This window comes from Arthrobacter sp. 2RAF22, assembly GCF_052115325.1.
Lineage (GTDB): Bacteria > Actinomycetota > Actinomycetes > Actinomycetales > Micrococcaceae > Arthrobacter.
This window is the reverse complement of sequence record NZ_JBFRGL010000019.1, coordinates 37,230-59,685: the sequence shown is the minus strand read 5'-3', so window position 1 is coordinate 59,685 and position 22,456 is coordinate 37,230. Positions and strand designations below refer to the sequence as shown.

20 protein-coding genes, 2 tRNA genes and 1 pseudogene are annotated in these 22,456 nt (G+C 62.8%); 8 read left to right on the top strand and 15 right to left on the bottom strand.

The genetic code is table 11. The annotated features are described in order from the left end of the window. Positions 1-146: 146 nt before the first annotated feature. Positions 147-605, top strand: a pseudogene (locus tag AB4068_RS14285) (HNH endonuclease family protein); the annotation flags it as partial. Between the two features lie 26 nt (positions 606-631). Here the strand turns inward: AB4068_RS14285 and AB4068_RS14280 are convergent. The 4 genes from AB4068_RS14280 to orn form a co-directional block, all read right to left on the bottom strand. Then, positions 632-1,483 (bottom strand): acyltransferase domain-containing protein, encoded by an 852-nt coding sequence (locus AB4068_RS14280; protein ID WP_306959376.1) that lies wholly within the window; start codon positions 1,481-1,483, stop codon positions 632-634. 3 nt (positions 1,484-1,486) lie between these two features. Next, positions 1,487-2,059 carry a peptide deformylase gene (gene def, locus AB4068_RS14275; protein ID WP_441433708.1) on the bottom strand — a complete coding sequence of 191 codons (573 nt, stop codon included), beginning with the start codon at positions 2,057-2,059 and terminating at the stop codon, positions 1,487-1,489. Positions 2,060-2,183: 124 nt separating this feature from the next. Next, positions 2,184-2,256: transfer RNA gene (locus AB4068_RS14270), tRNA-His, on the bottom strand. Between the two features lie 130 nt (positions 2,257-2,386). After that, positions 2,387-3,013, bottom strand: a complete 627-nt coding sequence (gene orn, locus AB4068_RS14265; protein ID WP_084784354.1) for an oligoribonuclease — start codon at positions 3,011-3,013, stop codon at positions 2,387-2,389. A 151-nt stretch (positions 3,014-3,164) separates the two neighbouring features. On the opposite strand from orn, the gene mptB (AB4068_RS14260) reads away from it, so the two are divergent. Continuing rightward, the gene (gene mptB / locus AB4068_RS14260; RefSeq protein ID WP_441433711.1) at positions 3,165-4,790 is read left to right on the top strand and encodes a polyprenol phosphomannose-dependent alpha 1,6 mannosyltransferase MptB; all 1,626 of its coding nucleotides are present in this window, start codon (positions 3,165-3,167) and stop codon (positions 4,788-4,790) included. On the opposite strand, the gene AB4068_RS14255 is transcribed toward mptB (AB4068_RS14260), so the two are convergent. Together AB4068_RS14255 and AB4068_RS14250 are read right to left on the bottom strand one after the other, a co-directional pair. Further along, positions 4,774-6,027: a glycosyltransferase 87 family protein gene (locus tag AB4068_RS14255; RefSeq protein WP_441433707.1), complete on the bottom strand. Its 1,254-nt coding sequence runs from the start codon at positions 6,025-6,027 to the stop codon at positions 4,774-4,776. The genes mptB (AB4068_RS14260) and AB4068_RS14255 overlap by 17 nt on opposite strands. Positions 6,028-6,061: 34 nt before the next feature. After that, positions 6,062-7,375 (bottom strand): glycosyltransferase family 87 protein, encoded by a 1,314-nt coding sequence (locus AB4068_RS14250; protein ID WP_284991225.1) that lies wholly within the window; start codon positions 7,373-7,375, stop codon positions 6,062-6,064. Positions 7,376-7,645: 270 nt separating this feature from the next. On the opposite strand from AB4068_RS14250, the gene mptB (AB4068_RS14245) reads away from it, so the two are divergent. Continuing rightward, positions 7,646-9,217, top strand: a complete 1,572-nt coding sequence (gene mptB, locus AB4068_RS14245) for a polyprenol phosphomannose-dependent alpha 1,6 mannosyltransferase MptB (RefSeq protein WP_441433706.1) — start codon at positions 7,646-7,648, stop codon at positions 9,215-9,217. A 7-nt stretch (positions 9,218-9,224) separates the two neighbouring features. Here mptB (AB4068_RS14245) and AB4068_RS14240 read toward each other — a convergent pair whose 3' ends face one another. Continuing rightward, a complete protein-coding gene (locus AB4068_RS14240; RefSeq protein ID WP_441433705.1) occupies positions 9,225-9,902 on the bottom strand; it encodes a DNA alkylation repair protein in 678 nt (225 codons plus the stop codon). 137 nt (positions 9,903-10,039) lie between these two features. On the opposite strand from AB4068_RS14240, the gene map reads away from it, so the two are divergent. Continuing rightward, the gene (gene map, locus AB4068_RS14235; RefSeq protein WP_306959387.1) at positions 10,040-10,807 is read left to right on the top strand and encodes a type I methionyl aminopeptidase; all 768 of its coding nucleotides are present in this window, start codon (positions 10,040-10,042) and stop codon (positions 10,805-10,807) included. Positions 10,808-10,838: 31 nt separating this feature from the next. Here the strand turns inward: map and AB4068_RS14230 are convergent, their stop codons facing one another. The 3 genes from AB4068_RS14230 to AB4068_RS14220 form a co-directional block, all read right to left on the bottom strand. Continuing rightward, a complete protein-coding gene (locus AB4068_RS14230) occupies positions 10,839-11,423 on the bottom strand; it encodes a GNAT family N-acetyltransferase (RefSeq protein ID WP_441433704.1) in 585 nt (194 codons plus the stop codon). A 134-nt stretch (positions 11,424-11,557) separates the two neighbouring features. Next, positions 11,558-11,630 (bottom strand) — tRNA-Arg (locus AB4068_RS14225). Between the two features lie 45 nt (positions 11,631-11,675). Further along, positions 11,676-12,944: a hypothetical protein gene (locus AB4068_RS14220; protein ID WP_284991190.1), complete on the bottom strand. Its 1,269-nt coding sequence runs from the start codon at positions 12,942-12,944 to the stop codon at positions 11,676-11,678. Between the two features lie 278 nt (positions 12,945-13,222). Here AB4068_RS14220 and AB4068_RS14215 point away from each other — a divergent pair, with 278 nt between their 5' ends. From AB4068_RS14215 to ettA, 3 genes are all read left to right on the top strand, one after another. Beyond that, positions 13,223-13,789 carry a single-stranded DNA-binding protein gene (locus tag AB4068_RS14215; protein ID WP_332603588.1) on the top strand — a complete coding sequence of 189 codons (567 nt, stop codon included), beginning with the start codon at positions 13,223-13,225 and terminating at the stop codon, positions 13,787-13,789. 362 nt (positions 13,790-14,151) lie between these two features. Then, the gene (locus AB4068_RS14210) at positions 14,152-14,421 is read left to right on the top strand and encodes a DUF6993 domain-containing protein (RefSeq protein WP_441433703.1); all 270 of its coding nucleotides are present in this window, start codon (positions 14,152-14,154) and stop codon (positions 14,419-14,421) included. A 47-nt stretch (positions 14,422-14,468) separates the two neighbouring features. Then, positions 14,469-16,151, top strand: coding sequence for an energy-dependent translational throttle protein EttA (gene ettA / locus AB4068_RS14205; RefSeq protein WP_306959392.1), 1,683 nt, complete (start codon positions 14,469-14,471; stop codon positions 16,149-16,151). A 108-nt stretch (positions 16,152-16,259) separates the two neighbouring features. Here ettA and AB4068_RS14200 read toward each other — a convergent pair whose 3' ends face one another. After that, positions 16,260-17,165 carry an acyl-CoA thioesterase gene (locus AB4068_RS14200; RefSeq protein ID WP_441433702.1) on the bottom strand — a complete coding sequence of 302 codons (906 nt, stop codon included), beginning with the start codon at positions 17,163-17,165 and terminating at the stop codon, positions 16,260-16,262. Between the two features lie 63 nt (positions 17,166-17,228). On the opposite strand from AB4068_RS14200, the gene AB4068_RS14195 reads away from it, so the two are divergent. After that, positions 17,229-17,903: a hypothetical protein gene (locus AB4068_RS14195; protein WP_441433701.1), complete on the top strand. Its 675-nt coding sequence runs from the start codon at positions 17,229-17,231 to the stop codon at positions 17,901-17,903. Positions 17,904-17,948: 45 nt separating this feature from the next. Here the strand turns inward: AB4068_RS14195 and AB4068_RS14190 are convergent, their stop codons facing one another. The 4 genes from AB4068_RS14190 to pepN all read right to left on the bottom strand — a co-directional run bounded on the left by AB4068_RS14190 (position 17,949) and on the right by pepN (position 22,440). Then, entirely contained in the window at positions 17,949-18,422 is a 474-nt protein-coding gene (locus tag AB4068_RS14190; RefSeq protein WP_284991194.1) for a globin, read from the bottom strand. A gap of 1 nt (position 18,423) precedes the next feature. Next, complete coding sequence (locus tag AB4068_RS14185; protein WP_059387781.1) at positions 18,424-19,152, bottom strand: mechanosensitive ion channel family protein; 729 nt, start codon at positions 19,150-19,152, stop codon at positions 18,424-18,426. A gap of 147 nt (positions 19,153-19,299) precedes the next feature. Next, positions 19,300-19,779: an OsmC family protein gene (locus tag AB4068_RS14180; RefSeq protein ID WP_059387782.1), complete on the bottom strand. Its 480-nt coding sequence runs from the start codon at positions 19,777-19,779 to the stop codon at positions 19,300-19,302. Positions 19,780-19,878: 99 nt separating this feature from the next. Next, on the bottom strand, positions 19,879-22,440 hold the full coding sequence (gene pepN / locus AB4068_RS14175) for an aminopeptidase N (protein ID WP_441433700.1): 2,562 nt from the start codon (positions 22,438-22,440) through the stop codon (positions 19,879-19,881). Positions 22,441-22,456 lie beyond the last annotated feature (16 nt).

The window sequence follows — 22,456 nt, the reverse complement described above, 5'->3', positions numbered from 1 at the left end:
CCATCCTGAAGCAACGCCACCTCTACAATCCATGCCATGAAAGGGATCGTTGCTTACCGTCCCTTAGGAGTGTGGGATAACGAAGAGCTACGGCGTGTCGTCCTTTCGTCCCAACAGTGCCTCCTCACCTTCCAGGAGTGTAGATAACCAGGAACGACATCCTGAGGCGGGATCTTACGGCAGCGGAGTTCACGGCAGGCTCGAAATGCAGGATCGCGTCCGGGGAACTGCGTGAGCCGTACATCGGCGAAGACATCCATTTCCGCAGGGGCTCCGAAACCAGCTCAGCCGTACAGATCGACCATGTGGTGGCTCTCGGGGACGCCTGGCAGAAGGGGGCCCAGCAGCTCCCCGCCAAACAGCGCCAAAGCCTCGCCAATGACCCCCTCAACCTGATTGCCGTCGACGGGCCCGCCAACGTCAAGAAAGGCGCGAGCGACGCCGCAAGCTGGCTCCCTGCCAACAAGGGCTTTCGCTGCCATTACGTAGCCCGGCAGGTTTCCGTCAAAGCCGCCTACCGGCTCTGGGTCACCCAGGCGGAGAAGGACGCCATGAAGCGCGTCCTGGACTCGTGCCCCGGCCAGCGGACCATCAGGGCGACGTAGCCAACTGAGGCCGCGAGGTGGCCGCTTCAGGCCGGGGTGCTCCGTGCTGCGGGAAGCACCAGGTGGCCGTGTCCAAGTTGCCAGACCCCGCCGTCGTCGATCCTCTCCAGCACCACCCGCTGAAGCGAGGTCTCGCGGGGGAGCCGATCGAGGTTTTCCATGCCGCGCTGCCGGAAAGTGAAATAGACAGCGTCGCCCGGAGCGTCTGAGCAGCGGTCCAGGGTGAATCGGCGGGCAAAAGCGGCGATGTTGCTGTGCGGTAGTTTCCGGGCCAGGTAGGGGTCCAGCATCCAGGAGTCGCAGCTCGCCACGGAGACCGCTTTGTCCGGGAAGTAACGGTCGAAGAACTCCCTGGCCTGGCTGAAGCTCGTGTCCACGAGGGCAGGGGACAGGCCGCCATCCTCGGGGATGTGCACACCCAGCACCCAGGAGTCACTTGCGGCGGCGGAGCCCTCCTCGTCGCTGCGGACAAGGTGGAATTGCAGGCGGCCGATACGGAAGATGTTTCCGGCCATGTGGAGGGTCAGCCATGCCCACGTGTCCAAGCCGAAGCGACCATGGACCCTTCGGTTGATTCGAAGGTTCAGTCCCACATCGGCCAGGATCGCGGCGGACGATTCCGGCGGAATGCCAAGGGAAAGATGATGGCCGTGGACTACAGGCGCAAAGCGCAGGAACGCCTCGATCCAGTCCGTTTCCGTGCAGCCATCGGCGGAGGCGGACGTGCTCGGAAAGACGCCCAGACGGGCGTCAAGGCTGGCAAGGGCCCGTCGGGTGCCGTCTCCAGGAGGTGACGCCAGCAGCGAGGCACACTCAAGAGCGTCCTCGCCCTGGATGTCGAGAAGCGTGAACAATTCGTCCTGCGCGACGCCCGTCATCGCTCAGTGACCGAAGGGGTCCGGGTCGACACCTGGCATCCAGCTCAGCCCGGGCACTCCCCAGCCGTTCTTCTTGGCCTGCTTCATCGCCTTCTTGGCGTATCGGTCAACCAGGCGGTTCACATAGAGCTTGCCGTCGAGGTGGTCGAATTCGTGCTGCATGACCCTCGCGAACCAACCGGTCGCGACGAAATCCAGCGGTTGGCCGTGGCCGTCGAAGCCCTGGACGCGGGCCCAATCGGCCCTCTGCAGGGGGTAGTGCTCCCCTGGGAAGGACAAACAGCCTTCGACGTCTTCCTCGGGATCGGGAAGGGCGCCAGGGATCTTGGAGAGGGTGAGGACCGGGTTCACCAGGACGCCTTCGTCCGGAGCGTCGTCGTCGTTTGCGTATTTGAAGATGAAGATGCGCTTGCCCACCCCCACCTGGGGTGCCGCCAGACCGACGCCGTTGGCCGCCTCGTTCGTTTCGAACATGTCGGCAATCAAGGTGCGCAGCTCGTCGTCGAACACTTCCACCTCGCTCGCCCGGCGGTGAAGCACGGGTTCGCCCCAGATGGTGACTGGCAGGACGGTCATGTCAGGTGTTCCTCTGGTTCTCGGGTCTGGAATGGCCGGAATCGGCCGAAACAAAGCAAAGGCCGCACTGGATAACCAGTACGGCCTTTGGCTGCGATCGATAAACTGCTACCGACCTCATGAGGGTGAGCGACGGGGGTTGAACCCGCGACCTCCTGGACCACAACCAGGCGCTCTGCCAACTGAGCTACGCCCACCATGAGCCTTTTGCGCTTTCGGAATGACCCGTTAGCTGCGAAGGCAACGACAAAAACTATACCCCGTCTTGAGGGGTGGTTTTGCCACTTTTGACCGTTTGGCTGAAATTTCCCGAAAAGGTGCCTCAGATCACGTGTCCTCCGGAGTCTCCGGGCCGGCTGCGATCTGCTTGGAAATCTTCTGCGCTGTGGCCGTATCGGGACCCGGAGCCGGGACGAACACCGCCTCCCGGTAATAGCGCAGTTCGTCGATGGAGTCCCTGATGTCGCCAAGCGCGCGGTGGCCGCCGTGTTTAGCGGGGGACTGGAAATAGGCGCGGGGGAACCATCGGCGCGAGAGTTCCTTGATGGTGCTCACATCGATGACCCGGTAGTGGAGGTGTTCAACGATGTTGGGCATGTCCCGTGCGAGGAACATCCGGTCGGTTCCGACTGAGTTGCCACCCAGCGGGGCCTTCTTCGGATCCGGTACCCACTTCTCGATGTACTCCAGGACGATCGCTTCGGCTTCGGCCATGGTCTTGCCGTGCGGGAGTTCATCCAGGAGTTTCGAGCGGGTGTGCATGTCGCGGACGAAGTCGTTCATCTGTTCAAGTGCGGCGTCTTCGGGTTTGATGACGACGTCGACGCCGTCACCCAGGATGTTCAGCTCCGAATCGGTGACCAAGGCCGCAACCTCGATCAGGGCGTCGTTGACCAGGTCGAGACCGGTCATCTCACAGTCGATCCAGACGATGCGTTCATTAGTAATAGGCACCCGACCAGCCTACAGTTCAGGCGCATGGGAAGGGTGGCGGGGCGCTCCATTCCGCCCCTGCGGCGTACCGCGGCTGGTAAACTGGGCCGTTGTCGAGCGGTTGTTGCCTGCATCGATGAGCTGGACCAATGTACGTAGGGACTGGAATATCATGACGGCAGGCGGAACGGGCGTGGGCACCTCAAATAGCCGGGATGAGGCAAAGGAACCTGCGGTGCCGTCAGAGAAGGCCGCCGCCGGGCTCTACTCCCCGGATGCCGCGCACATCGGAGCCGGCAGCCCCGGACAGATCAAGGCCTACGTGGCTGTCTGGCAAGGTTTTTTTGGATCCCTGATGATCTTCGTCGGCTCAATCGGAGCCGGCTGGATCGCCAACGGCTCGCCCATGTTCAGGCACCCCCTTGTCATCGCCCTGCGCACCGAAGGTTGGGGCGTGACGACCTCCACGATCCTGCTGACGGCGGGGGCCATGCTTTTGGTCAGGTCATGGTTGAGGCTCGGGCAAAGGCTCAAGGACTGGGGGCCGGGCTCGCTCAGGTCCGTGGTTGTCGCCGTTGCGGCGTGGGCGGCTCCCCTCATGTTTGCCGTGCCCATCTATTCGCGCGACGTATACGCCTACACCGGCCAGGGCAGGCTGGTGCTGGAAGGCCAGAACCCTTACACGGCCGGCATTTCCACGCTCAGCAACTGGTTTTCCCTGGGCGCCGATCCTGCCTGGGCTGAAGCCAAGACGCCGTACGGACCCTACTTCCTGTGGCTTGCCAGATGGGTTGTGGGCATCACCGACGCCCAGCCCGACTTTTCCGTTCTGCTCTTTCGGGTGCTTGCGACCGTGGGGGTGGTGCTCTGTGTGGCGTATGTTCCCAGGCTCGCCGAACTCCACGGGATCAACCCCGGCCGTGCGTTGTGGATCGCCGTGGCCAACCCGCTCTTTCTCATCAGCTTCGTCGCCAGTGCCCACAACGATGCCCTCATGGTGGGCCTGGCGGTGGCCGGAATGTACTTTGCAGCCACCGGTCGCCATATCACCGGGCTTCTGCTGGTGACCGCTTCCATCGGCATCAAGCCGATCACCGTTCTCCTCTTGCCTTTCATAGGCCTCATGTGGGCTGGTCCTGCCGCGAGTTGGGCCCGCAAGTTCCTGTTCTGGGGCGCGACGGCGGGTATCAGCTTCGCCGTCCTGGCAGTGAGCGGAATTCCTTACAACCTTGGCTTTGGATGGGTCTGGGCCATCCTCGATCCCACACCGGGCTATACGGGATATTCGCCTTCGGGCTTCCTCGGCCAGCAGGTCGAGGTGATCGCCAATCTCCTGGGCTTGCCGGGCTCCACCGTGGCCACCGGGCTCCGGACCCTCATGAAGTGGGCCGGAATCGGGTTGGTGGTTGTTCTGATGTTCCGCGGCGACTATTCACGGCTGGTGCGGCGCGCCGCCCTCGCGTTTGCCGCCGTCGTCATGCTTTCGCCGATTATCCAGCCGTGGTACGTCCTGTGGTTCATCCCGCTGCTCGCGGTCACGGGCATCAGGGACGACTGGCAGATCAAGTCCCTCTATGTCGCCGTCACGTTTTTCGTTGCCTTTGGCGCGCAGGACCAGATTTCGGTGTTGTCTTTCGTGGAATTGAACGTCAAAGTGTCCTCCCTGGCCTTCCTGGTGGCCGTGGGATTCACCGTCTACCTGATGGTGTTGGACGTTCACACACGCCGACTCTTGATCCGCTCCAGCCCAACGCAACTGCTTCGCAGGCTTGAACAGCGGCTCAGGCGCTCCGAATAGCGCTTCGTGCGCCGGACTTGCGGCCCAGCTCCACGGTCCGCTGCACGGACCACCAGAGCAGGACCACCAAAAGCACATTCCGTGTGGTGAGCACTGCCGCCATCACGGGGTTGGCATGGATCAGCGGCGTGTAGAACAGCGGGTAGATGACGAAAGTCGTCATGGCGATCCCCATCAGGAGGGCGGCAGGAACCCTCCAACGGTTCCAATCGTGGGTCAGCCCGGCTACAACCACCGGCGCAAGCCAGATGATGAATTGCGGCGAACCCACCTTGTTGAACACGATGAACGCGGTGGTCATCATGAGGGCGCCCTCGAGAAACAACTCTTCCGGCTCGGCACCCCGCCGAAGCGCCCAAAGCAAAAGGGCAGAGCCCGCGACGGCGGCAAGCACCAAGAGCGGCTGCATCAGGAACGCTGCCACGTTGGCTCCCGGCCCATACACCTCCGTGGAATTGATGGCGACGTTGTCGGCGATTTTGGAACCGCCGATATTGAGCACGCTCAACCAGACCCAGGGGGTTGAGAACGTGGCTTCCAGTTGCATGCCGCGTTCGCCCTGGTTGGTCAAGAAGTCGAGGATATGCGGCAGGCCGCCCGAAAGGTAGGTGCCCAGTGCGACGGCGGCAGTGACGGCGGCGCCGCAGGCGATGATCCGCAGCCTGCGGTGGCTTGCGATGACGATGGGCACCAGAACGGCGGCTGGCCAGACTTTGATCCACGTGGCGATGCTGAGGAGGATCCCGGCTGCCACAGGTCGCGTGGCCGCATACAGCAGGGCGACCAACACGATGGGTGCCGTGATGCCCTCCACCCGGGCGAAGCTGAGATAGCCCATGAAGGCGGTGAAGAACAGCCACCACCAAGCAGGGGCAATTCCCGTTGTCCTGCGCGGGCCGCGGGTCAGGATGAACAAGCCGGCGGCATTGAGCGCAGTGATGATCAACGTCCACACCAGCAGGTAAGGACCCGGGCCCGCGATGTTGGCCAGGAAGATCGGAATCTGGGCAAGCACCGGGTAAACCCAAGGGCTGATCGCTCCGTGGAGATCCGCGGGGTTGTAGCCGGCCATCGCCCATTGGCGGTACTGCTCAGTATCGCTGAACGTGTTTCCGGCCAGGAAGAAGCTTGCCATCCAGCCGAGGAAATACACGTGGATCGCGGCGAAACCCCACCATACGCTGGATGGACGGCCGAACCAGGCGACGGCGGCAGGCGGCAGGGCGGCGTCGCGCACGCGGGCCAGCCCGTCGAATAATCGAACGGAAATCTCAGGACTCCTTGGCAGCGGCGGCCGGTTCGTTGGCCGGGATCTTCTTGCCCAAAAGGTACAGGCGGCGAACGGACCAGCAGAACAGGACCACCAGCAGGACATTTCGCACCGTCAAAACCAGCGCCATGAAGGGGTTGTTGTGGCTGAGCGCGTCGTAGAAGAGGGGATAGATAAAGTATGTGGCCACACCGATGGCGATGAGCATCGCCGCGGGAACCCGCCATTCTTTCCAGCTGTGGGCAAGCCCGACCGCGACTGCAGGCGCGAGCCACACCATGAACTGGGGTGACCCGACCTTATTGAACACGACGAAAGCCGTGGCCATCGTCAGGGATCCAGCCAACAACAGTTCGGTGCGGTCCGCCCCGCCGGTTCGCTTGCCGTTGTGGAGTGCCCAGAAGGTCAGGGCCGCCACCAGGATCGCGGCCAGGGCGAGAAGCGGCTGCATGAGGAAGGACATGAAGGCGGTGCCGGGGCCATCCACTTGCATCGAGTTGATGTCCGTGTTCATGTACATCCTCGAGTCACCCACGTGGAGGACTGACAGCCACAACCAAGGAGTGGTGAAGGTGGCTTCCAATTGCATGCCACGATCGCCTTGCTGGGTCAGGAAGTTGAGGAGCCGCGGCAGTTGACCCACTGCCGCCGTGAGGGCGATGACGAAAACGCTGGTCAGAATTCCGGCAGCGACCACTTTGGTTCGCTGCTTGACCACGGTGAACAACGAAAGCATGACGGCGGCCGGCCAAACCTTCATCCACGTGGCAATGCTCAGGAGGGTCGAGGCAATGAAAGGGTGTGATACGCCGTATGCCAAGGCGATCAGCACGATCGGGGCAGTCAATCCGTCCACCCGGGCGAATCCAAGCCAACCCATGATGAAGACGAAGACCAGCCACCACCATCCCGCCGGGATGGCCTCGTGACGGCGGCCCCGTCCGGTGAGCTTGGCTAGAGCGACGCCGTTGAGCACGGTGATCATGAGCACCCAGAGAAAGAAGAACGGACCGGGTCCGGCCAAGCCTGCGATCGCCATAGGCACCAAGGCGAGAACGGGGTAGACCCACGGGCTGGGGCCGCCGCTGAGGTTCTCATCCCGGAACCCGGCGGAGGTCCAGTCCCGGTAGATGAAAGTGTCGCTAAAGGCCTCGCCGCGCAGGGAAAGGATCAGCGCGAACACCAGGAAGACCAAGTGCACGACGCAGAAGCCTACAAGCAGGCCTTTGGGGGAATTGAGCCTTACCTCCAGCGAAGGGGGAAGAACCCGATGACGGAACCGTGTGAGCGCGCTGAAGAATGAGTCCGTGGAAATGGGAGGATCCTTGTCAGGTAGTAATCGTCACAGGGTGCCGTAAGGCGCAGCGGCCCGGAGCCGCCAGAGCCCCATCCATTCTATCTCAGGCCACTTTCGCAGGCCGACCGATGGTCCGGTTGGCCCCGGGAAGCCAAGGGTGGCGATGCTACAGTTGCAATAATCCATGGCATCCGGAAGTGCCACTTTGGCCTGGATGCGGCAGGGAACCGGACAGGATTTTGTTTGATGGTGACGTCGAAGTTTCGTGAGCGTGAGGTGGGGAGTTCGTTGGCTCATCCAGAGGCGCTTGGCGATTCCAACGCCCCGGTACACGGCACCGTGATAGCCAAAGCGGCGAGGACGGCGATCCTCCAAGGGTTCGTCGGGTCGTTGCTCATGGTGGCAGGCTCGATCGGCGTCGGCTGGCTGGCCAGCAGCAGCGCCTTGATCCGTACTCCTATTTTCATCATGGCCAGGACATCTCCGGTTGGCGTGATCCTTTGCACCGTGATGCTCTGCCTCGGTGCACTCCTGCTCCTACGCTCTTGGCTGCGCATTGCCCAGCGGATCGGCGGATGGAACCCGTCCTCGCGTCCGGTGCTGCGGCGAGCACTGTGGATGTGGGCACTCCCGATGATGTTCAGTTTGCCGTTGTTCAGCAGGGACGCTTATGCCTACATCGGCCAAGGCCGGCTCATGGAGCAGGGCCTGAACCCATACACCAACGGCATCTCGGCCCTGAGCAACTACTTTTCACTCGGGCCCGACAAATTATGGACGGAAGCACCTACGCCTTACGGTCCGCTATGGCTCTGGATCGAACAAGGTGCCGTGTGGGTGAGCGCCAGCGTCCCCGAGCTTGCTTTGATTCCCTTCCGCCTGTCTGCCCTAGCCGGTGTCATCCTGCTCGCTGTCTACGTTCCCCGTCTGGCCGCGCTCCACGGCGTGAACCCGGACCGTGCGCTCTGGCTTGGCGTCCTCAACCCGGTCCTCCTGATCAACTTCATCGCCAGCGCGCACAATGACTCCTTGATGCTGGGACTGGTTGTTGCCGGACTGTACTTCGCCTCGGTAAGACGGCCTGTGTTGGGAATCGTGCTGATCACGGCCTCGATCGCCATCAAGCCGATTACCTTGATTGCCTTGCCTTTTGCGGGGCTGCTGTGGGCCGGTGCCCGTGCCGGTTGGGGCCGCAGAATGCTCTGTTGGACGGCCACCTTGGGTTTGTCCTTAGGCTTGCTGGCCGCCGCAGGACTGGTGAATGGCCTGGGCTTTGGCTGGCTTGGCGCCCTGCAGACTCCGGGCGCCGTCTGGATCTGGTACGCGCCGGTGGGTTTGCTGGCACACACGGTGGGATTCGTCGTCGGACTTTTCGGCGGTCCAGGCGTTCCGGTGACGGATGTTATCCAGACTGCCGGAACGGCGGTCTCGGCGCTTGCCATCGTCTGGCTCGCCGTTCGGACCCCCGGCCGCGGAATCGGCATGCCCGCGCCGCTCGACGACGAACCCGAGTTCAACAAGACTGTGCTTCGCCGGATGGCCTGGGCATTCGCCGCTGTCGTCGTCCTGGCGCCTGTGATTCAGCCTTGGTACATGGTGTGGCTGCTGGTGTTCTTCACCGTGACGGGAGTCGCGGACGGCGCCCAGCTCCGGACGGTCTTCTATTTGACGGCGTTCTTCACCCTTATTGCCCTGACAGACCAATTGAGTGTCTTCCAGTGGATCCCCATCGAGGTGGTACGCGGAGTGGCCATTGCCATTGCGGTTTCTTTCATCGCCTACTTGGTGTTCTTTGACAAGAAGACCCACGTGCTGTTCCGCCCGCGTCGCGGGATTTTGAAGCTCAAGCCGAAGTCCTGAACCGGATTCAGCCGAGGTGTTTCATGGCTTCACGCAGGGATAGCGGGCTGAGCCTGGTCCTCCGGCTTTCAACGTAGCTCCGCACCCATTGAGGATCGGTCTTGGCGTACTCCCGCAGGGTCCAGCCGATTGCCTTCCTGATGAAGAACTCCTTGTCGGCAAGGTTGGCGTCAAGTGCCGCGGCCAGAAGTTCTTGGTCAGTGGCCGACTTTGCCTTGAGCTGGGAGGTGATGGCCGCCCGACGGATCCAGAAGTCCTCGTCGCTTGCCCATGTCCGCAAGAGCGGGGTCAGCGTGCTTCGGTGGTGTTGCAGAAGGGCGCAAATACGGTCGGAGACACCGTCAACGAAGTCCCACCATGCGCCGGTCCGGATGATTTCTTCGTACAGCGGCAGCATCTCCAGATCCTTGGCCACGGACTTGAGCGAGGTCAGATCGATGGCCGCGTAGCGTTCTTCCCGCCATGTGGCTTCCCGCCACAGCAGCCGGACATCGTCACGAAGTTCGGAAGGGGACCCGAAAGGGATTTCCTTCGCGGTCGCGAGGACAATGCGACGGACTACGGGGACCCTGACACCGAGGACAGGCATGGACGATTTCATGTAGGCCTGTGCCGCCTTCGCGCGGTCCGGGTCTGCCTCTGCCTGCAGGCGTTCACGGATGATGGCGATTCTTCGGTGTTCCATACGGCGACTTTAGGACACCCGTGGGCCGGCGCGGACGCGCAACCCTGTTGACCGGGCTGATGGTGCCCATAGAGTGGGTGGAAGGGTTTGTCCGGTGGCCGGTCCGGCCCCCTCTTCTTGATGCTTGGAGGCCTTTGATGTCCATGGTGAAGACGCCAGAAGAGATTGCGCTCATGCGCGAAGCCGGAAGGGTGGTTGCCAACACGCTTTCGGCGGTTCGTTCGCACGCCGGGGTTGGCGTGTCGCTCAAGGAACTGGACGAGGTTGCAGCCGCTTTCATGGAGGCCGCCGGAGCTAAGCCGGCGTTCCTGAACTACCGCCCGCGGTGGGCGTCCACGCCCTTTTCAGGGGTCATCTGCACGAGCGTCAACGACGCCGTGGTGCACGGCATCCCGGACGGGTATGTGTTGCAGGATGGCGATCTGTTGAGCGTCGATTGCGGGGCCTTCGTGGAGGGCTGGTGCGGGGACGCGGCAGTCAGTTTCATTGTGGGCACCTCGGATCCGGTGGACCAGGAATTGATCGATGCCACCGACGCCGCCCTCGCCCGCGGTATCGACGCTGCCCGGATTGGAAACAAGATGGGCGACCTTGCGTACGCCATTGGCGGAGAAGCCAAGCGCAGCGGCTACGGGATCCTCGCCGATCACGGCGGGCACGGCATTGGCCGGACCATGCACGCCGAGCCGAGCGTGCCGAACATGGGGCGGCCCGGCCGCGGCGTGAAGCTCGTGGACGGCTTGGTGATCGCCATCGAGCCGATGTTGATCCTGGGCGGCAGCGACGACTACTACCACGACGACGATCAGTGGACCTTGCGCTCGGCCAACGGCCGCCGTGCTGCGCACAGCGAACATACCGTGGCGATCACCGCGGATGGACCGCTTGTCTTGACGTTGCCCTAGCTGGGTAGTTTCGGCATACGGGACCGGGAAGTCAGCGCCGCAGGCGCATGACCGCCCTTCCGGGCACCGCCGTGGAAACCGTGGAGAAGCCGGCCGCCCCAAACAACTTCACAGTTCCCTGGTAGAGATCGGCCGGACCGGCCTTGGGCCGAAGCGACGGATCAACGGGGTAGCCTTCCACGATGTCGGCGCCATGTGCGAAGGCATGCCCGACGGCGGCCTCCAGCAATGCGCCGGCCACCCCGCTCCGGCGGTGGCCGGGAGAAACCACGAAACAGCTCACCGACCAAACTTCCGCGCCTTCCAGGCCGCCCGTTCCTGCGACCTTGAGGACTTGGGATCGTTCGATGCGCGGATAGCACTGGCGCGGCTCCACCGCGCACCAGCCCACTGCTTCGCCGCCCCGGAAAGCGAGGACGCCAGGTTCGGGGCCGTCGTCGAATTTGGCTTTGAGCTGTTCCTTCCGTGCCTTGGGGGAAGTGTTCTTCCAATCCTGACCGGCGAGAGCGAACCACCGGCACCAACAGCGCGAAGGCTCGCCGCGGACGCCGAATAGCCTTTCGACATCCGGCCAGCTTGCGGGGCCCGTGATGATGGCTTCGGAATTGTTTCTCATCCGACCAGCCTAGATACCGGACGTCCTGCCCGCCTCAGTTGGACGCAGAGAATGAAAAACACCCCGGTCCGAAGACCGGGGTGTAACCGATGGCCCGACTCATCCATGAAGGATGTCTCGACTCATCACACAAGTGCCCCAGGAGGGAATCGAACCCCCGACCGTCGGATTAGAAGGCCGCTGCTCTATCCTCTGAGCTACTGGGGCTGGAACCGCACCCAAGTGTATCGCTGGGTTTGGCTAGCCAACAATTCAGGAGGATTGCCGGGCCTTCAGGACCGGGCAGGGGATTCGTACTATGCCTTTGAAAAATACAGGAGAGGTCGGAATATCGTAGAAGTCGGTATCGGACGCGGGTGCACAGAGATTGCGCGCGGTGCGGACGTGCTCGGCCCAGACAGGACCATTGTTTCTGGACGTCGAGGGCGGGAAGTACATCGACGCCAAGAGAAGCGAGAAAGCCATGAGTGCCGCAATGGGTGCAGCACGCCCAAACCTTGCCAACGCGGAAGCAAGCAACGGAACCGTGGCGAGGACGAACATCGTAGGCACTACCGAGTACCTCCCAAACACGAACCTGGCGGGCCAATCCGCCGCCGAGAAGGTTGCGTAGTCCAGGTACGGTGCCGGGTTCGAAGCGACGCAGGCAACCCAAATAACCATCGAGGCCGTGATGAAGAACGCGGCCAGCCATTTCTCCCGCGCAGAGCCCAAGATCAGGACAGCCACCGGGACGGCGAGGACGAGGAGCGAGGCCACGATCATCGGAGCAGCTCCGAAGTTCACGATTTGTTGCATGACACCGGACGCGGTGCCGTAGACGATGGGTCCTGCGGTGTTGATAAACCACCCGTAAACCGGGGACCAGGGGTCAAGCTGGTAGCTCGCGCCGCCGCTTGTTCGAGGATGCGTCACCGTCGCAATAACCTGGCAGGCAAGACCCAGGCTGAGACCCGCGCGGGCGGCCCACATGTTTTTGTCCCTCAGCCGGTGAAGGAAGAGCGGAACAAAGACAATCGAGATGATCTCGGTCAAGGAGGCGAGGGCCGCGACGACAAAAAGCATGCCTCCCTCGAGTTTGGACTTTGCCGGTTTCATCAATAGCCAGGGAGTGAGCCAGAGCAGGTACCAGTGCAGGTTCGCGAAGTTTCCAAGAGCCTCAAAAGCGCCGACGTTCACGAAAATGGGAACCGCGGCCCAAGCTACGCGGATCCAGGTGTTGCTGGTCAAGGCTTGGGCGCAGTGGTACGTCATGAGGGCGACGCCGGCCACAGCCGCGCAAGCCAATACAGTAAGCGCAATAGCGTAGTCCTCAAGTGCGAAGAACCGGACAACCACCTCGGCTGCGAGGCGGGGGACGACGTGGAGATAGCCTGCGTAGGGCCGGATCGGCGTGAAAGTCCGGGTCGGGTTCAAAGCGTCCGTGAGAAACACCGCGCCGTCTTCCGCCCAGACGACGCCTTGGGCCGTTGCTGGGATCCGCCAGAACGACACCAGCGTCAGCAAAATAAGGGCGCCCACATAGGACGCACTTCTAGCCAGAGTAATTTTCACGATCTGTCCCCCAAAGAGCAGGCCCGAGACTGGGCGATCGTACCCAATTTAGATGGCGGTTCCGTATTTTCAAAAACCCCGCCGGTCCTTGTGGGCGGCGCCCCATTCTGCGTCCAACTTGTCCTCCACAATCCGCGTAAGAACAGGGCTATCCACATACGTGGATTTGGTACTCCCGCGGGCGTTCGCGGCACGCGAAGCTGGGAGAGCCAGACAGGCAGCTCAACTCACGTTAGGACAAGACCATGAATGACATCATCACTGTCCGGGGATTCGTTGCCACGGAACCCAAAAGTTCGACGACCCCGGGCGGAACCCGGACGGCATCGTTCCGGCTCGGTTCAACGGAGCGCAGGTTCGACCGTGCCAATGATGTCTGGGTGGATGGCAACACAAATTGGTTCAGCGTCCAGGCGTTCAGGCATCTAGCGGGAAACATTGGCTGCAGCGTCAAGAAGGGCCAGCGGGTCATCGTCGTCGGGAAACTGAAGCTGAGGCAATGGGAACACGACGGCAAGATCTACCACGTCGCCGAAATCGTCGCCGAGTCGGTGGGTCACGACCTCATGTGGGGCTCGGCGAACTTCATCCGGACCACCGGCAGCAACAGCCCGCAGACCATGCCCGCCGCCCCCGAGGTGGAGCCAGAGACCCCATGGCCTTCGGCGGAGGAAGATGCGGAAGGCGACCCGCATGACGACGAGGATGGCAGTGCCGCAGCCGAGCGGGAAGTTATCCTTCCGGCAGGAGAAGGCGATGAGTCGGTTCTCGTTGATACTGAGACGGGAGAACTTGTGGACGCCAAGGTTTGAAATGGAACTGGCCTTGAAATGGAGCCGGTCTTGAAACAGGGGCCGCCGCGGATGCCATGCGGCGCGGCGCGTGGTGTACCGCATGGCAGAATAGCCGGGTGATGAGCAGGGGAAAGCCGCAAAAACCATCTGGACGCCGCCACGCTGCCGGAAGCCCGGGTTTGCTGCTTGCGGTGCCGTTACTTCTGGCCGGACTGGTGTCCGGCTGCACGGCGCCTGCACCAACGGTGTCAAGAAGCACTGGGGTTTCATCGCCTACCCCCTCGACTACAGCCAGCTCCACTCCCGCCGTCACACCCAGTGCTGGCAACCCCTCGGCATCGACTTCGCTCAGCGCGGGCACTGCCGCGCTGAAGCAGACCATGGAGTCCGTACTCAAGACCATTGCCGCGGCAACCCCCAAACCGGCACAAGACGCACTGCGATCACAGCTCGTTTCGGCCGGCATCGCCGACTCTGCCCTAGAGGTGTCCGCGAGCAAGACGCCGACGGGACTGGATGTCGACGCCATCGAGGCCGCGGCCAGGCTGGACAAGGACTGCGTCATGGGTGAGATCAGGGACGGGCAGGTTTCAGTGTCGGTCCTGCCCGTGTTGGCCAGCGGCAAATGCTTCGTCGGGGATTCCCGCTAGCAGGGCCGAATGTGAGTTATGCCTTGCCACCCATTAGATTTAACGGCATGGCGGAATTCATTTACACGATGACCAAGGCTCGCAAGGCCGTTGGCGAAAAACTAATCCTGGACGATGTCAGCATGTCGTTCTTCCCTGGCGCGAAGATCGGTGTCGTTGGCCCGAACGGAGCCGGTAAATCCACGATCCTGAAGATCATGGCTGGTATCGACACACCGTCGAACGGCGAAGCCCGCCTCAGCCCCGGCTACTCCGTGGGCATCCTTCTGCAGGAGCCGCCCCTGAACGAGGAAAAGACCGTCCTGGGCAACGTCCAGGAAGGCGTGGGCGAGATCTACTCGAAGATCCAGCGCTTTAACGCGATCTCCGAGGAAATGGCCAACCCGGATGCAGACTACGACACCCTGCTGGAGGAAATGGGCCACCTTCAGGAAGCCATCGACGCTGCGGATGCGTGGGACATCGATTCCCAGCTCGAGCAGGCCATGGACGCACTCCGCTGCCCGCCGGGCGACTCCGACGTGACGGTCCTGTCAGGTGGTGAGCGCCGCCGCGTGGCGCTCTGCAAGCTCCTGCTGCAGAAGCCTGACCTCCTGCTCCTTGACGAGCCCACCAACCACTTGGACGCCGAAAGTGTTCTGTGGCTCGAGCAGCACCTCTCTTCCTACCCCGGTGCCGTCCTCGCCATCACCCACGACCGCTACTTCCTCGACCACGTCGCCGAGTGGATCTGTGAAGTGGACCGCGGCCGTCTTTACCCCTACGAAGGCAACTACTCCACGTACTTGGAGAAGAAGCGCGCCCGCCTCGAAATCCAGGGCAAGAAGGACGCCAAGCAAGCCAAGCGCCTCAGCGAGGAACTTGAGTGGGTCCGCTCCAACGCCAAGGGTCGCCAGACCAAGTCGAAGGCCCGTCTGGCCCGGTACGAGGAAATGGCAGCCGAGGCTGACCGCACCAGGAAACTCGACTTCGAGGAAATCCAGATTCCGCCGGGACCGCGTCTGGGTGGCCTGGTCCTGGAAGCGAAGAACCTGCAGAAGGGCTTCGAGGACCGGACCCTGATCGACGGGCTTTCGTTCACACTGCCCAGGAACGGCATCGTCGGCGTCATCGGTCCTAACGGCGTGGGCAAGACCACCTTGTTCAAGACCATCGTCGGGCTGGAACCGCTGGACGGTGGCGACCTCAAGATCGGTGACTCGGTCAAGATCTCCTACGCCGACCAGAGCCGTGGCGGTATCGACCCCAACAAGACCCTGTGGGAGGTCGTCTCAGACGGCCTGGACTTCATTCAGGTCGGCCATGTTGAAATGCCGTCCCGCGCCTACGTCGCGGCCTTCGGCTTCAAGGGGCCGGACCAGCAGAAGAAGGCTGGTGTGCTCTCCGGTGGTGAGCGTAACCGCCTGAACCTGGCGCTGACCCTTAAGCAGGGCGGAAACCTCCTGCTTCTTGACGAGCCCACCAACGACCTCGACGTCGAAACCCTCAGCAGCCTTGAGAACGCGCTGCTCGAGTTCCCCGGCTGCGCCGTCGTGGTCTCGCACGACCGGTGGTTCCTCGACCGCGTTGCCACCCACATCCTGGCCTACGAAGGCGACGAGGAAAACCCCTCGAAGTGGTACTGGTTCGAGGGCAACTTCGAGTCCTACGAGGAGAACAAGGTGGAGCGACTCGGCCCGGACGCTGCCAAGCCACACCGTGTCACGCACCGCAAGCTGACCCGCGACTAAATCGGATCGCTCCGCAGAAGGCCGGCGCACTGGATATATCTTCCGGGGCGCCGGCCTTCTTTGCTGCACGGAATCTCGGCCGCGTTGTGGCAGCTACCTGAGCAGCGATTACGGGATCCGGAGCATGCCCTCTTGCGCCACCGTGGCGACATGCTGGCCATCGCGGCTGAAGATCTTGCCCGTGGCAAGTCCGCGGGCGCCTTGGGCGCTGGGGGACTCCTGCACGTAAAGCAGCCACTCGTCGACGCGGACGGGCCGGTGCCACCACATGGCGTGGTCAAGGCTAGCGACGCTCATGCCTGGCGTCATCCAGCTCAATCCGTTCTTGCGAAGCACCGATTCCAGGATGGTGTAGTCGCTCGCGTAGGCCAGGGCGGCCAAATGAAGGTTGGGGTCGTCCGGCATCGGGCCAAAGGTCTTCATCCAGACGGCATTGCTGGCTATCCGGTTTTTGGGCGCTTCGACATAGATTGCGGGATCGATGTGGCGGACATCGAAGGGCCGTTCGAAGGACATGTGGCGGGCGAGCGGGTGGTCGTACTTCTGCAGGAGTTCGGCGGTACTCGGCAGCGTTTCGGGGTCCGGGATTCCGGCCGGCATCAAGGACTGGTGTTCCACGCCCTCCGCCTCGGTCTGGAAGGACGCGATCATTGACAGGATCGGTTGGCCTTCCTGGTAGGCGTGCACCCGCCGGGCCGAGAACGAGCGTCCGTCGCGAAGCCGCTCAACACTGAAAGTGATCGGCTGGTTGGCGTCGCCCGGACGAAGGAAATAGCCGTGCATGGAATGGACCGTCCGATCCTCGTCCACCGTGCGCATTCCGGCCACGAGTGACTGGGCGAGCACCTGCCCGCCAAATACCCGGTGGCGCGGCTGTTTCTGGGAGGGTCCAAGGAAGATGTCCTCGGCTGTCCTCGCGCCGTCGAAGTCGGCGAGGGACAACAGTTCGATGAGGGTGGATGTGGGGTCCTCAAGGGCAACCTGATGTTCCAGGCCGGCGTGCGCGTCAGTCATGGTTCGACTCTAGACGCCACCCTGACCCCTCTCAACCGCGGACATGCCGGTAGAGTCGATGATGTGTCCGATGTATTGACCCAGTCCTTCCATTTCGTCGATCCCCGTGATCTGGCGGATCTCCGCACCTATGTCACGCGTGCCAAGAGCATCGATGATGGCGCCATCCGGCTGCAGGCCTCCGGCCGCGTCCTGGCTGCATATGTGTGCGTCTTGAGGCCGCGCCTCCTGGGCGAAGCGACCCCCACTATTCTCGGGCTACGGACTATCGCCCTTGCCGAAGACGCGCATGCGGACGTCACCGTGACTCTTTCCTCGGTCCTCGACCGCCTGGCGCGTTCCGGTGCCGACGACGTCGAGCTTCCCATCCCGCCGTCGACCGTTTCCGAATCGTGGGCGGGAGTCGGGGCGCCCCGCAGCGGCTGGGAGCCGCTGCGTTCAGTGCCCGACGCCGAACTCAAGTCTGTCGCGAATGCCGGCATTGCCGAGGTGGCCGGGATTGTTCCGGATCAGCCCGGCGCATTGATCGTCAACAACGCGAGGGCCGCGGTGTGGGGACGGGAGATCCCGGGACTCGACCGCGTGCCCGCAGGCGCTGCGTTCGCCGCCTTGGCGCTCGGTTTCCTGGGCGACGGCGAACACCGGCTCTTCCGCAACGGCCGTTGGTTCCGGCTCAGTGGGAGCCGGGGCCACATCCTGGCTCGATCCGGATCAGGCCTGGGCTTCCAGGCCCGCTGAACCCGAGCCTAGGCCCGGCCCGACACACAGCACCGTCCTACAAGCTCAGGGCTGCTGGACCGACGGGCTATTGACCATCGTGAGCGCAGCCCGCTCCATGTAATCCCACAACGTCCCTTCGTGAAGCGGCGACAAGTTGAGCGAATCGACTGCCGCGCGCATGTGGAAGAGCCAGCGGTCCTTGGCTTCGGGCGTCACTTGGAACGGCATGTGCCGCATCCTCAAGCGGGGGTGACCGCGTTCCTCGCTGTACGTGCCCGGACCGCCCCAATACTGCTCAAGAAACATGAGGAACCGCCGCTTTGCGGGGTCGAGGTCTTGTTCCGGGTACATCGGCCGGAGCAACGGGTCTCCCGCTACACCGTCGTAAAAGACATCGATCAGTTTCACGAAAGTCTCGTGGCCACCGATGGCCTCATAGAAACTGTCGGTGTACGCAGGCTGGCTGAACGGATCGTTTTGCATCAACTGACGCCGCTCTGCCGGCTGGGGTGCTGCGGATTCCGGCTGGCTGCCCATGTCACTCACCTGCTTTCTGCTCTCGAATCTTGAGGGCTTCCTTTGAAGTCGGAGGCGCACCGGAGGCGGCGGTTTCGGCAGGCGCCGTCCCTGGAGGTGCAGGCGGAACGTCGTCCGGGACGGTTGAGTCTTCAGGCACGTAATCGCCTTGCGAGCGGTTGCCCACCCGCAGGATTTCCCCGTTGCGCAGATACCAGATGGCCCCGTCTTCAGCCTTGAGCCGGGTGATCCGGAGTCCTACCGATTCAACGGTGCCGATCACTTCAGTGGTTACGATCACATCGCCGATCCCGAACTGGTCCTCGATGGTGATGAAGATGCCGGACAGGAAATCGCGTATGAGCTGTTGGGCGCCGAAGCCAATGGCCACACCCAAAATACCGACGCTCGTGAGCAGCGGGGCAATATCCACATTCAGGTATTTGAGGACGTAGATGATGACAATGACCACCACCACCACGCTGAGCACGCTTGTCAACAGTGAGCCGATGGTGTGGGCGCGCTGGGCGCGGCGTTCATGGTCGAGCGCCCGGAAAGCCGGCTGGACCCACCTGAAATGCGGTTTCTTGAAGAAGCTGGTGCCCTCTGCCACCCGGCGGGTTATGCGCAGAATGATGAACCGGGCCACAACCCAGACCACCAACCCGATGCCTAGCGTCACGAAGATGGACGCGTAATCGATCTTGGCTGCATCGGCCACGATGTTGTCGGTCGACGAGGCGACGTTCATATGCGGGAATGCTCCTCACGGGATCCAATTGTTCGCCTGGCCCCTGATTGCCGGGCGCTGAACACTCTGTCCACGGTCAACCCTATCGCCGTAGCGTGGCCGGATCCGCATCGTGGTTCTTGGCCGGACGGCCTTCTTGACACCTGATTAGCTGGCGGCCGCCGTCGTGCTCGGCTCATGCAGAACGGGAAAATTGACGCTCCGGGCAATAAAGCACACCTGGTTGGCCTCATGGTGCAGTTTGTCCACCAGGGAAAGATGCGCCGGGTCGGCAACCGTGACGTGCGGCTTCAAGGTGACGTTCTCGAACTGGCCGCTGCCATCGCGATTGAGCCTCATCATGCCCTCGGCGTGATCCACGTAATCGGTCACTACCACCCCGTGCTTGACGGCGACATGCAGGAAAGACAGCATGTGGCACTGCGAGAGGGCGGTGAGGAGCAGTTGTTCGGGGTTGTATCGGCTGCGGTCGCCATGGAAGGTGGGGTCCGAGGAGCCCTTCAGGACGGGCAGGCCGGGGATCTCGACGTCGTGGTCCCGGGTGTAGCCACGGTAGGTGGATGTCCCGGTGCCCAGGTTTCCGGTCCAGCGCACGGTCAGCGAGTAGTGGTGTTCGTCCAGGCTCATGCGGAAAGTCTAGCGGCGGTGCACTCGCGGGCGGCACACGGAAAGGCCCCGGTTCCAGTGAAGCGGAACCGGGGCCTTTCGGTGGGCTATCCGACCGTTTTAGATGTCTGCCGCGCGGGCCTTCAAAGCACGGGCTACGCCGTCGCGGTTTTCTAGCATCATGCGGCGCAGGGCACTGCTATCCGCCGGCAGTTCGGCGAGGAACTTGTCCGTGCGGTCAACCGTGGCCTGCGTTGTCAGTTGCGCAGGGTAGAGCCCGACGACGATTTGCTGGGCCAGCGCATGGGTGCGGTTGGCAACAATCTCCGGAACCGCCTCGAAATACTGTTCCGCGTACGGCTCCAACAGGGAGGTGTCCAGCACCCGGGTGAAGCCCGTGACGGCGGAGCTTTGAATGGCGTTGGAGAGCTCGCCCGTGACCACGATCTTCTTCCACGCGGCGGCCTTGGCCTCGGGTGTGGGAAGGGCCGCCGTCGCCAAGGCTGCGGCGTTCTGGCCATTGGCCGTGTGGTCGCGCTCGAGTTCGGCGTCGATCCGGTCCTGGCCCTGGCGCCCGCCAACCACCAATGCGGTGAGAAGTTCCCAGCGCAAGTCCTGGTCGACCGTCAGGCCATCCAGGACCATGCTGCCGTCCAGGACAGACTGGACTGCGTCGAATTGGGAGCTGCTTGCGGCGAGCAGCGCGAAGGACTTGACGAATTGGAGTTGCGCGTCCGATCCCGCAGCCGCCGTGCTCGAAAGCTCCCAGAGAGCGTCCGCCGCGGCCACCGTGGCGGCATCCTTGTGCTCGGCTGCGACGTAGTACGTCAGGGTGGTGGCCAGCTGTCGAAGCTGGGTCTGGATCACTGAGGAATCGGTCTCGGACGCGATGTTCGCCAGGATCAACTCGGCGTAGCCGCGGGCCGGGGTTTCGCCGTCGCGCGCCGCATCCCAGGCCGAGCCCCACACGAGGGTGCGTGGCAGGCTGCCGGCGAAGTCCTTCAGGTGGGCTTTCGCAGTGGCCAAGGATGCGGGGTCGAGGCGCACCTTCGCGTAGGCGAGATCGTCGTCGTTGAGCAGGACCAGGTCCGGACGCGCCTTTCCGGCAAGGGCAGGGACGTCGGTCCGGGCGCCGTCGACGTCGAGCTCCTCCCTGTGGGTCCTCTCAAGCTTGCCTTCGGCTGAGAGGTCGTAGAAGCCGACGGCGAGGCGGTGCGGGCGCAGCGTGGGCTGCTCGTCGATAGCGGTCTGCACGATCGCAAAGGACGTGATGGTGCCGTTGGTGTCGACCTCGATCTCGGGGGAGAGGGTATTGACGCCGGCAGTCTCGAGCCAGAGCTTGCCCCACTGGTCCAGGTCGCGGCCGCTGGCAGCTTCGAGTTCCTTCATGAGGTCCACAAGCTCGGTGTTCTGCCAGGCATGCTTCTGGAAGTATTCGCGGACGCCGGCCATGAACTGTTCCGGCCCAACCCAGGCGACCAACTGCCGCAGCACGGAAGCTCCCTTGGCGTATGTGATGCCGTCGAAGTTGACCTCGACGTCCTGGAGATCGTTGATCTCGGCAAAAATCGGGTGCGTCGTGGGCAATTGGTCCTGCCGGTACGCCCAGGATTTCTCCACCGAGGCAAAGGTGGTCCAGGCCCGGTCGAATTCGGTGTTTTCGACCGCGGCCAGGTGGGACATGTACTCGGCAAAGGACTCGTTGAGCCAAAGGTCGTTCCACCAGCGCATCGTGACGAGGTCCCCGAACCACATGTGGGCCAGTTCGTGCAGCACGGTGATGGCGCGGCGCTCGATCTGGGCGTCGGTGACCTTTCCGCGGAAGACGTAGCCCTCGAGGATGGTCACCGCGCCGGCGTTTTCCATGGCGCCGGCATTGAACTCGGGAACGAAGAGCTGATCGTACTTCTCGAAGGGGTACGGGAATCCGAACTGGGCCTCGAAGAACTCAAAACCCTGGCGGGTCAGTTCGAAGATGTTGTCGGCGTCCAGGTACTGCATGAGGGACTTGCGGGCGAACACCCCAAGCGGAATGACCCGGCCATCGGAGCTCGTGACCTTGCTGCGGACCGATTGGTACGGTCCCGCGATCAAGGCGGTGACGTAGGAAGAGATGCGGGGAGTGGGGGCGAAATGCCAAACCGAGCGCGCCCCGCCGTCGTCCCCGGGAGTGGTTTCCAGCGGTACGGGAGTGGGCGAGTTGGAGATGAGGTCCCAATGCGACGGTGCGGTGACCGTGAAGGTGAATGCGGCCTTCAGGTCCGGCTGCTCGAACACAGCGAACATGCGGCGCGAATCCGGCACCTCGAATTGCGTGTACAGGTAGGCCTCGTTGTCCACCGGGTCCACGAATCGGTGCAGGCCCTCACCGGTGTTCATGTACGGGGCATCCGCGACTACCTTCAGCTCGTTTTCGGCGGCGAGCCCGGGCAGTTGGATGCGCACGCCGTCGGACACCACCGCCGGATCGAGTTCGGTGCCGTTCAGCGTCACGCTGTGCACGGTTTCCGTGATCGCGTCGATGAAGCTCGAGGAACCCTCGACGGCGGAGAACTTCACCACGGTCGTGGAGCCGAAGACCGTGGCGCCCTTGGTCAAGTCGAGGGTGACGTCGTACGAGGTCACGGTGAGCAATTCTGCGCGCTGTCCGGCTTCGGCGCGCGTCAGGTTCAGGCCTGGCAAGGTTTGCCTCCAAGAA

What these genes read in the sequence shown, in the direction of transcription:
- AB4068_RS14185 (WP_059387781.1), bottom strand. Translation starts at nt 19,152, where the DNA reads ATGAACGTCGCCTCGTCGACCGACAACATCGTGGCCGATGCAGCCAAG.
- def (WP_441433708.1), bottom strand. Translation starts at nt 2,059, where the DNA reads ATGACCGTCCTGCCAGTCACCATCTGGGGCGAACCCGTGCTTCACCGC.
- AB4068_RS14230 (WP_441433704.1), bottom strand. Translation starts at nt 11,423, where the DNA reads ATGAGAAACAATTCCGAAGCCATCATCACGGGCCCCGCAAGCTGGCCG.
- AB4068_RS14200 (WP_441433702.1), bottom strand. Translation starts at nt 17,165, where the DNA reads ATGACTGACGCGCACGCCGGCCTGGAACATCAGGTTGCCCTTGAGGAC.
- AB4068_RS14210 (WP_441433703.1), top strand. Translation starts at nt 14,152, where the DNA reads ATGGAGTCCGTACTCAAGACCATTGCCGCGGCAACCCCCAAACCGGCA.
- mptB (WP_441433711.1), top strand. Translation starts at nt 3,165, where the DNA reads ATGACGGCAGGCGGAACGGGCGTGGGCACCTCAAATAGCCGGGATGAG.
- AB4068_RS14280 (WP_306959376.1), bottom strand. Translation starts at nt 1,483, where the DNA reads ATGACGGGCGTCGCGCAGGACGAATTGTTCACGCTTCTCGACATCCAG.
- AB4068_RS14240 (WP_441433705.1), bottom strand. Translation starts at nt 9,902, where the DNA reads ATGGAACACCGAAGAATCGCCATCATCCGTGAACGCCTGCAGGCAGAG.
- AB4068_RS14190 (WP_284991194.1), bottom strand. Translation starts at nt 18,422, where the DNA reads ATGGGCAGCCAGCCGGAATCCGCAGCACCCCAGCCGGCAGAGCGGCGT.
- AB4068_RS14215 (WP_332603588.1), top strand. Translation starts at nt 13,223, where the DNA reads ATGAATGACATCATCACTGTCCGGGGATTCGTTGCCACGGAACCCAAA.
- map (WP_306959387.1), top strand. Translation starts at nt 10,040, where the DNA reads ATGTCCATGGTGAAGACGCCAGAAGAGATTGCGCTCATGCGCGAAGCC.
- ettA (WP_306959392.1), top strand. Translation starts at nt 14,469, where the DNA reads ATGGCGGAATTCATTTACACGATGACCAAGGCTCGCAAGGCCGTTGGC.
- AB4068_RS14180 (WP_059387782.1), bottom strand. Translation starts at nt 19,779, where the DNA reads ATGAGCCTGGACGAACACCACTACTCGCTGACCGTGCGCTGGACCGGA.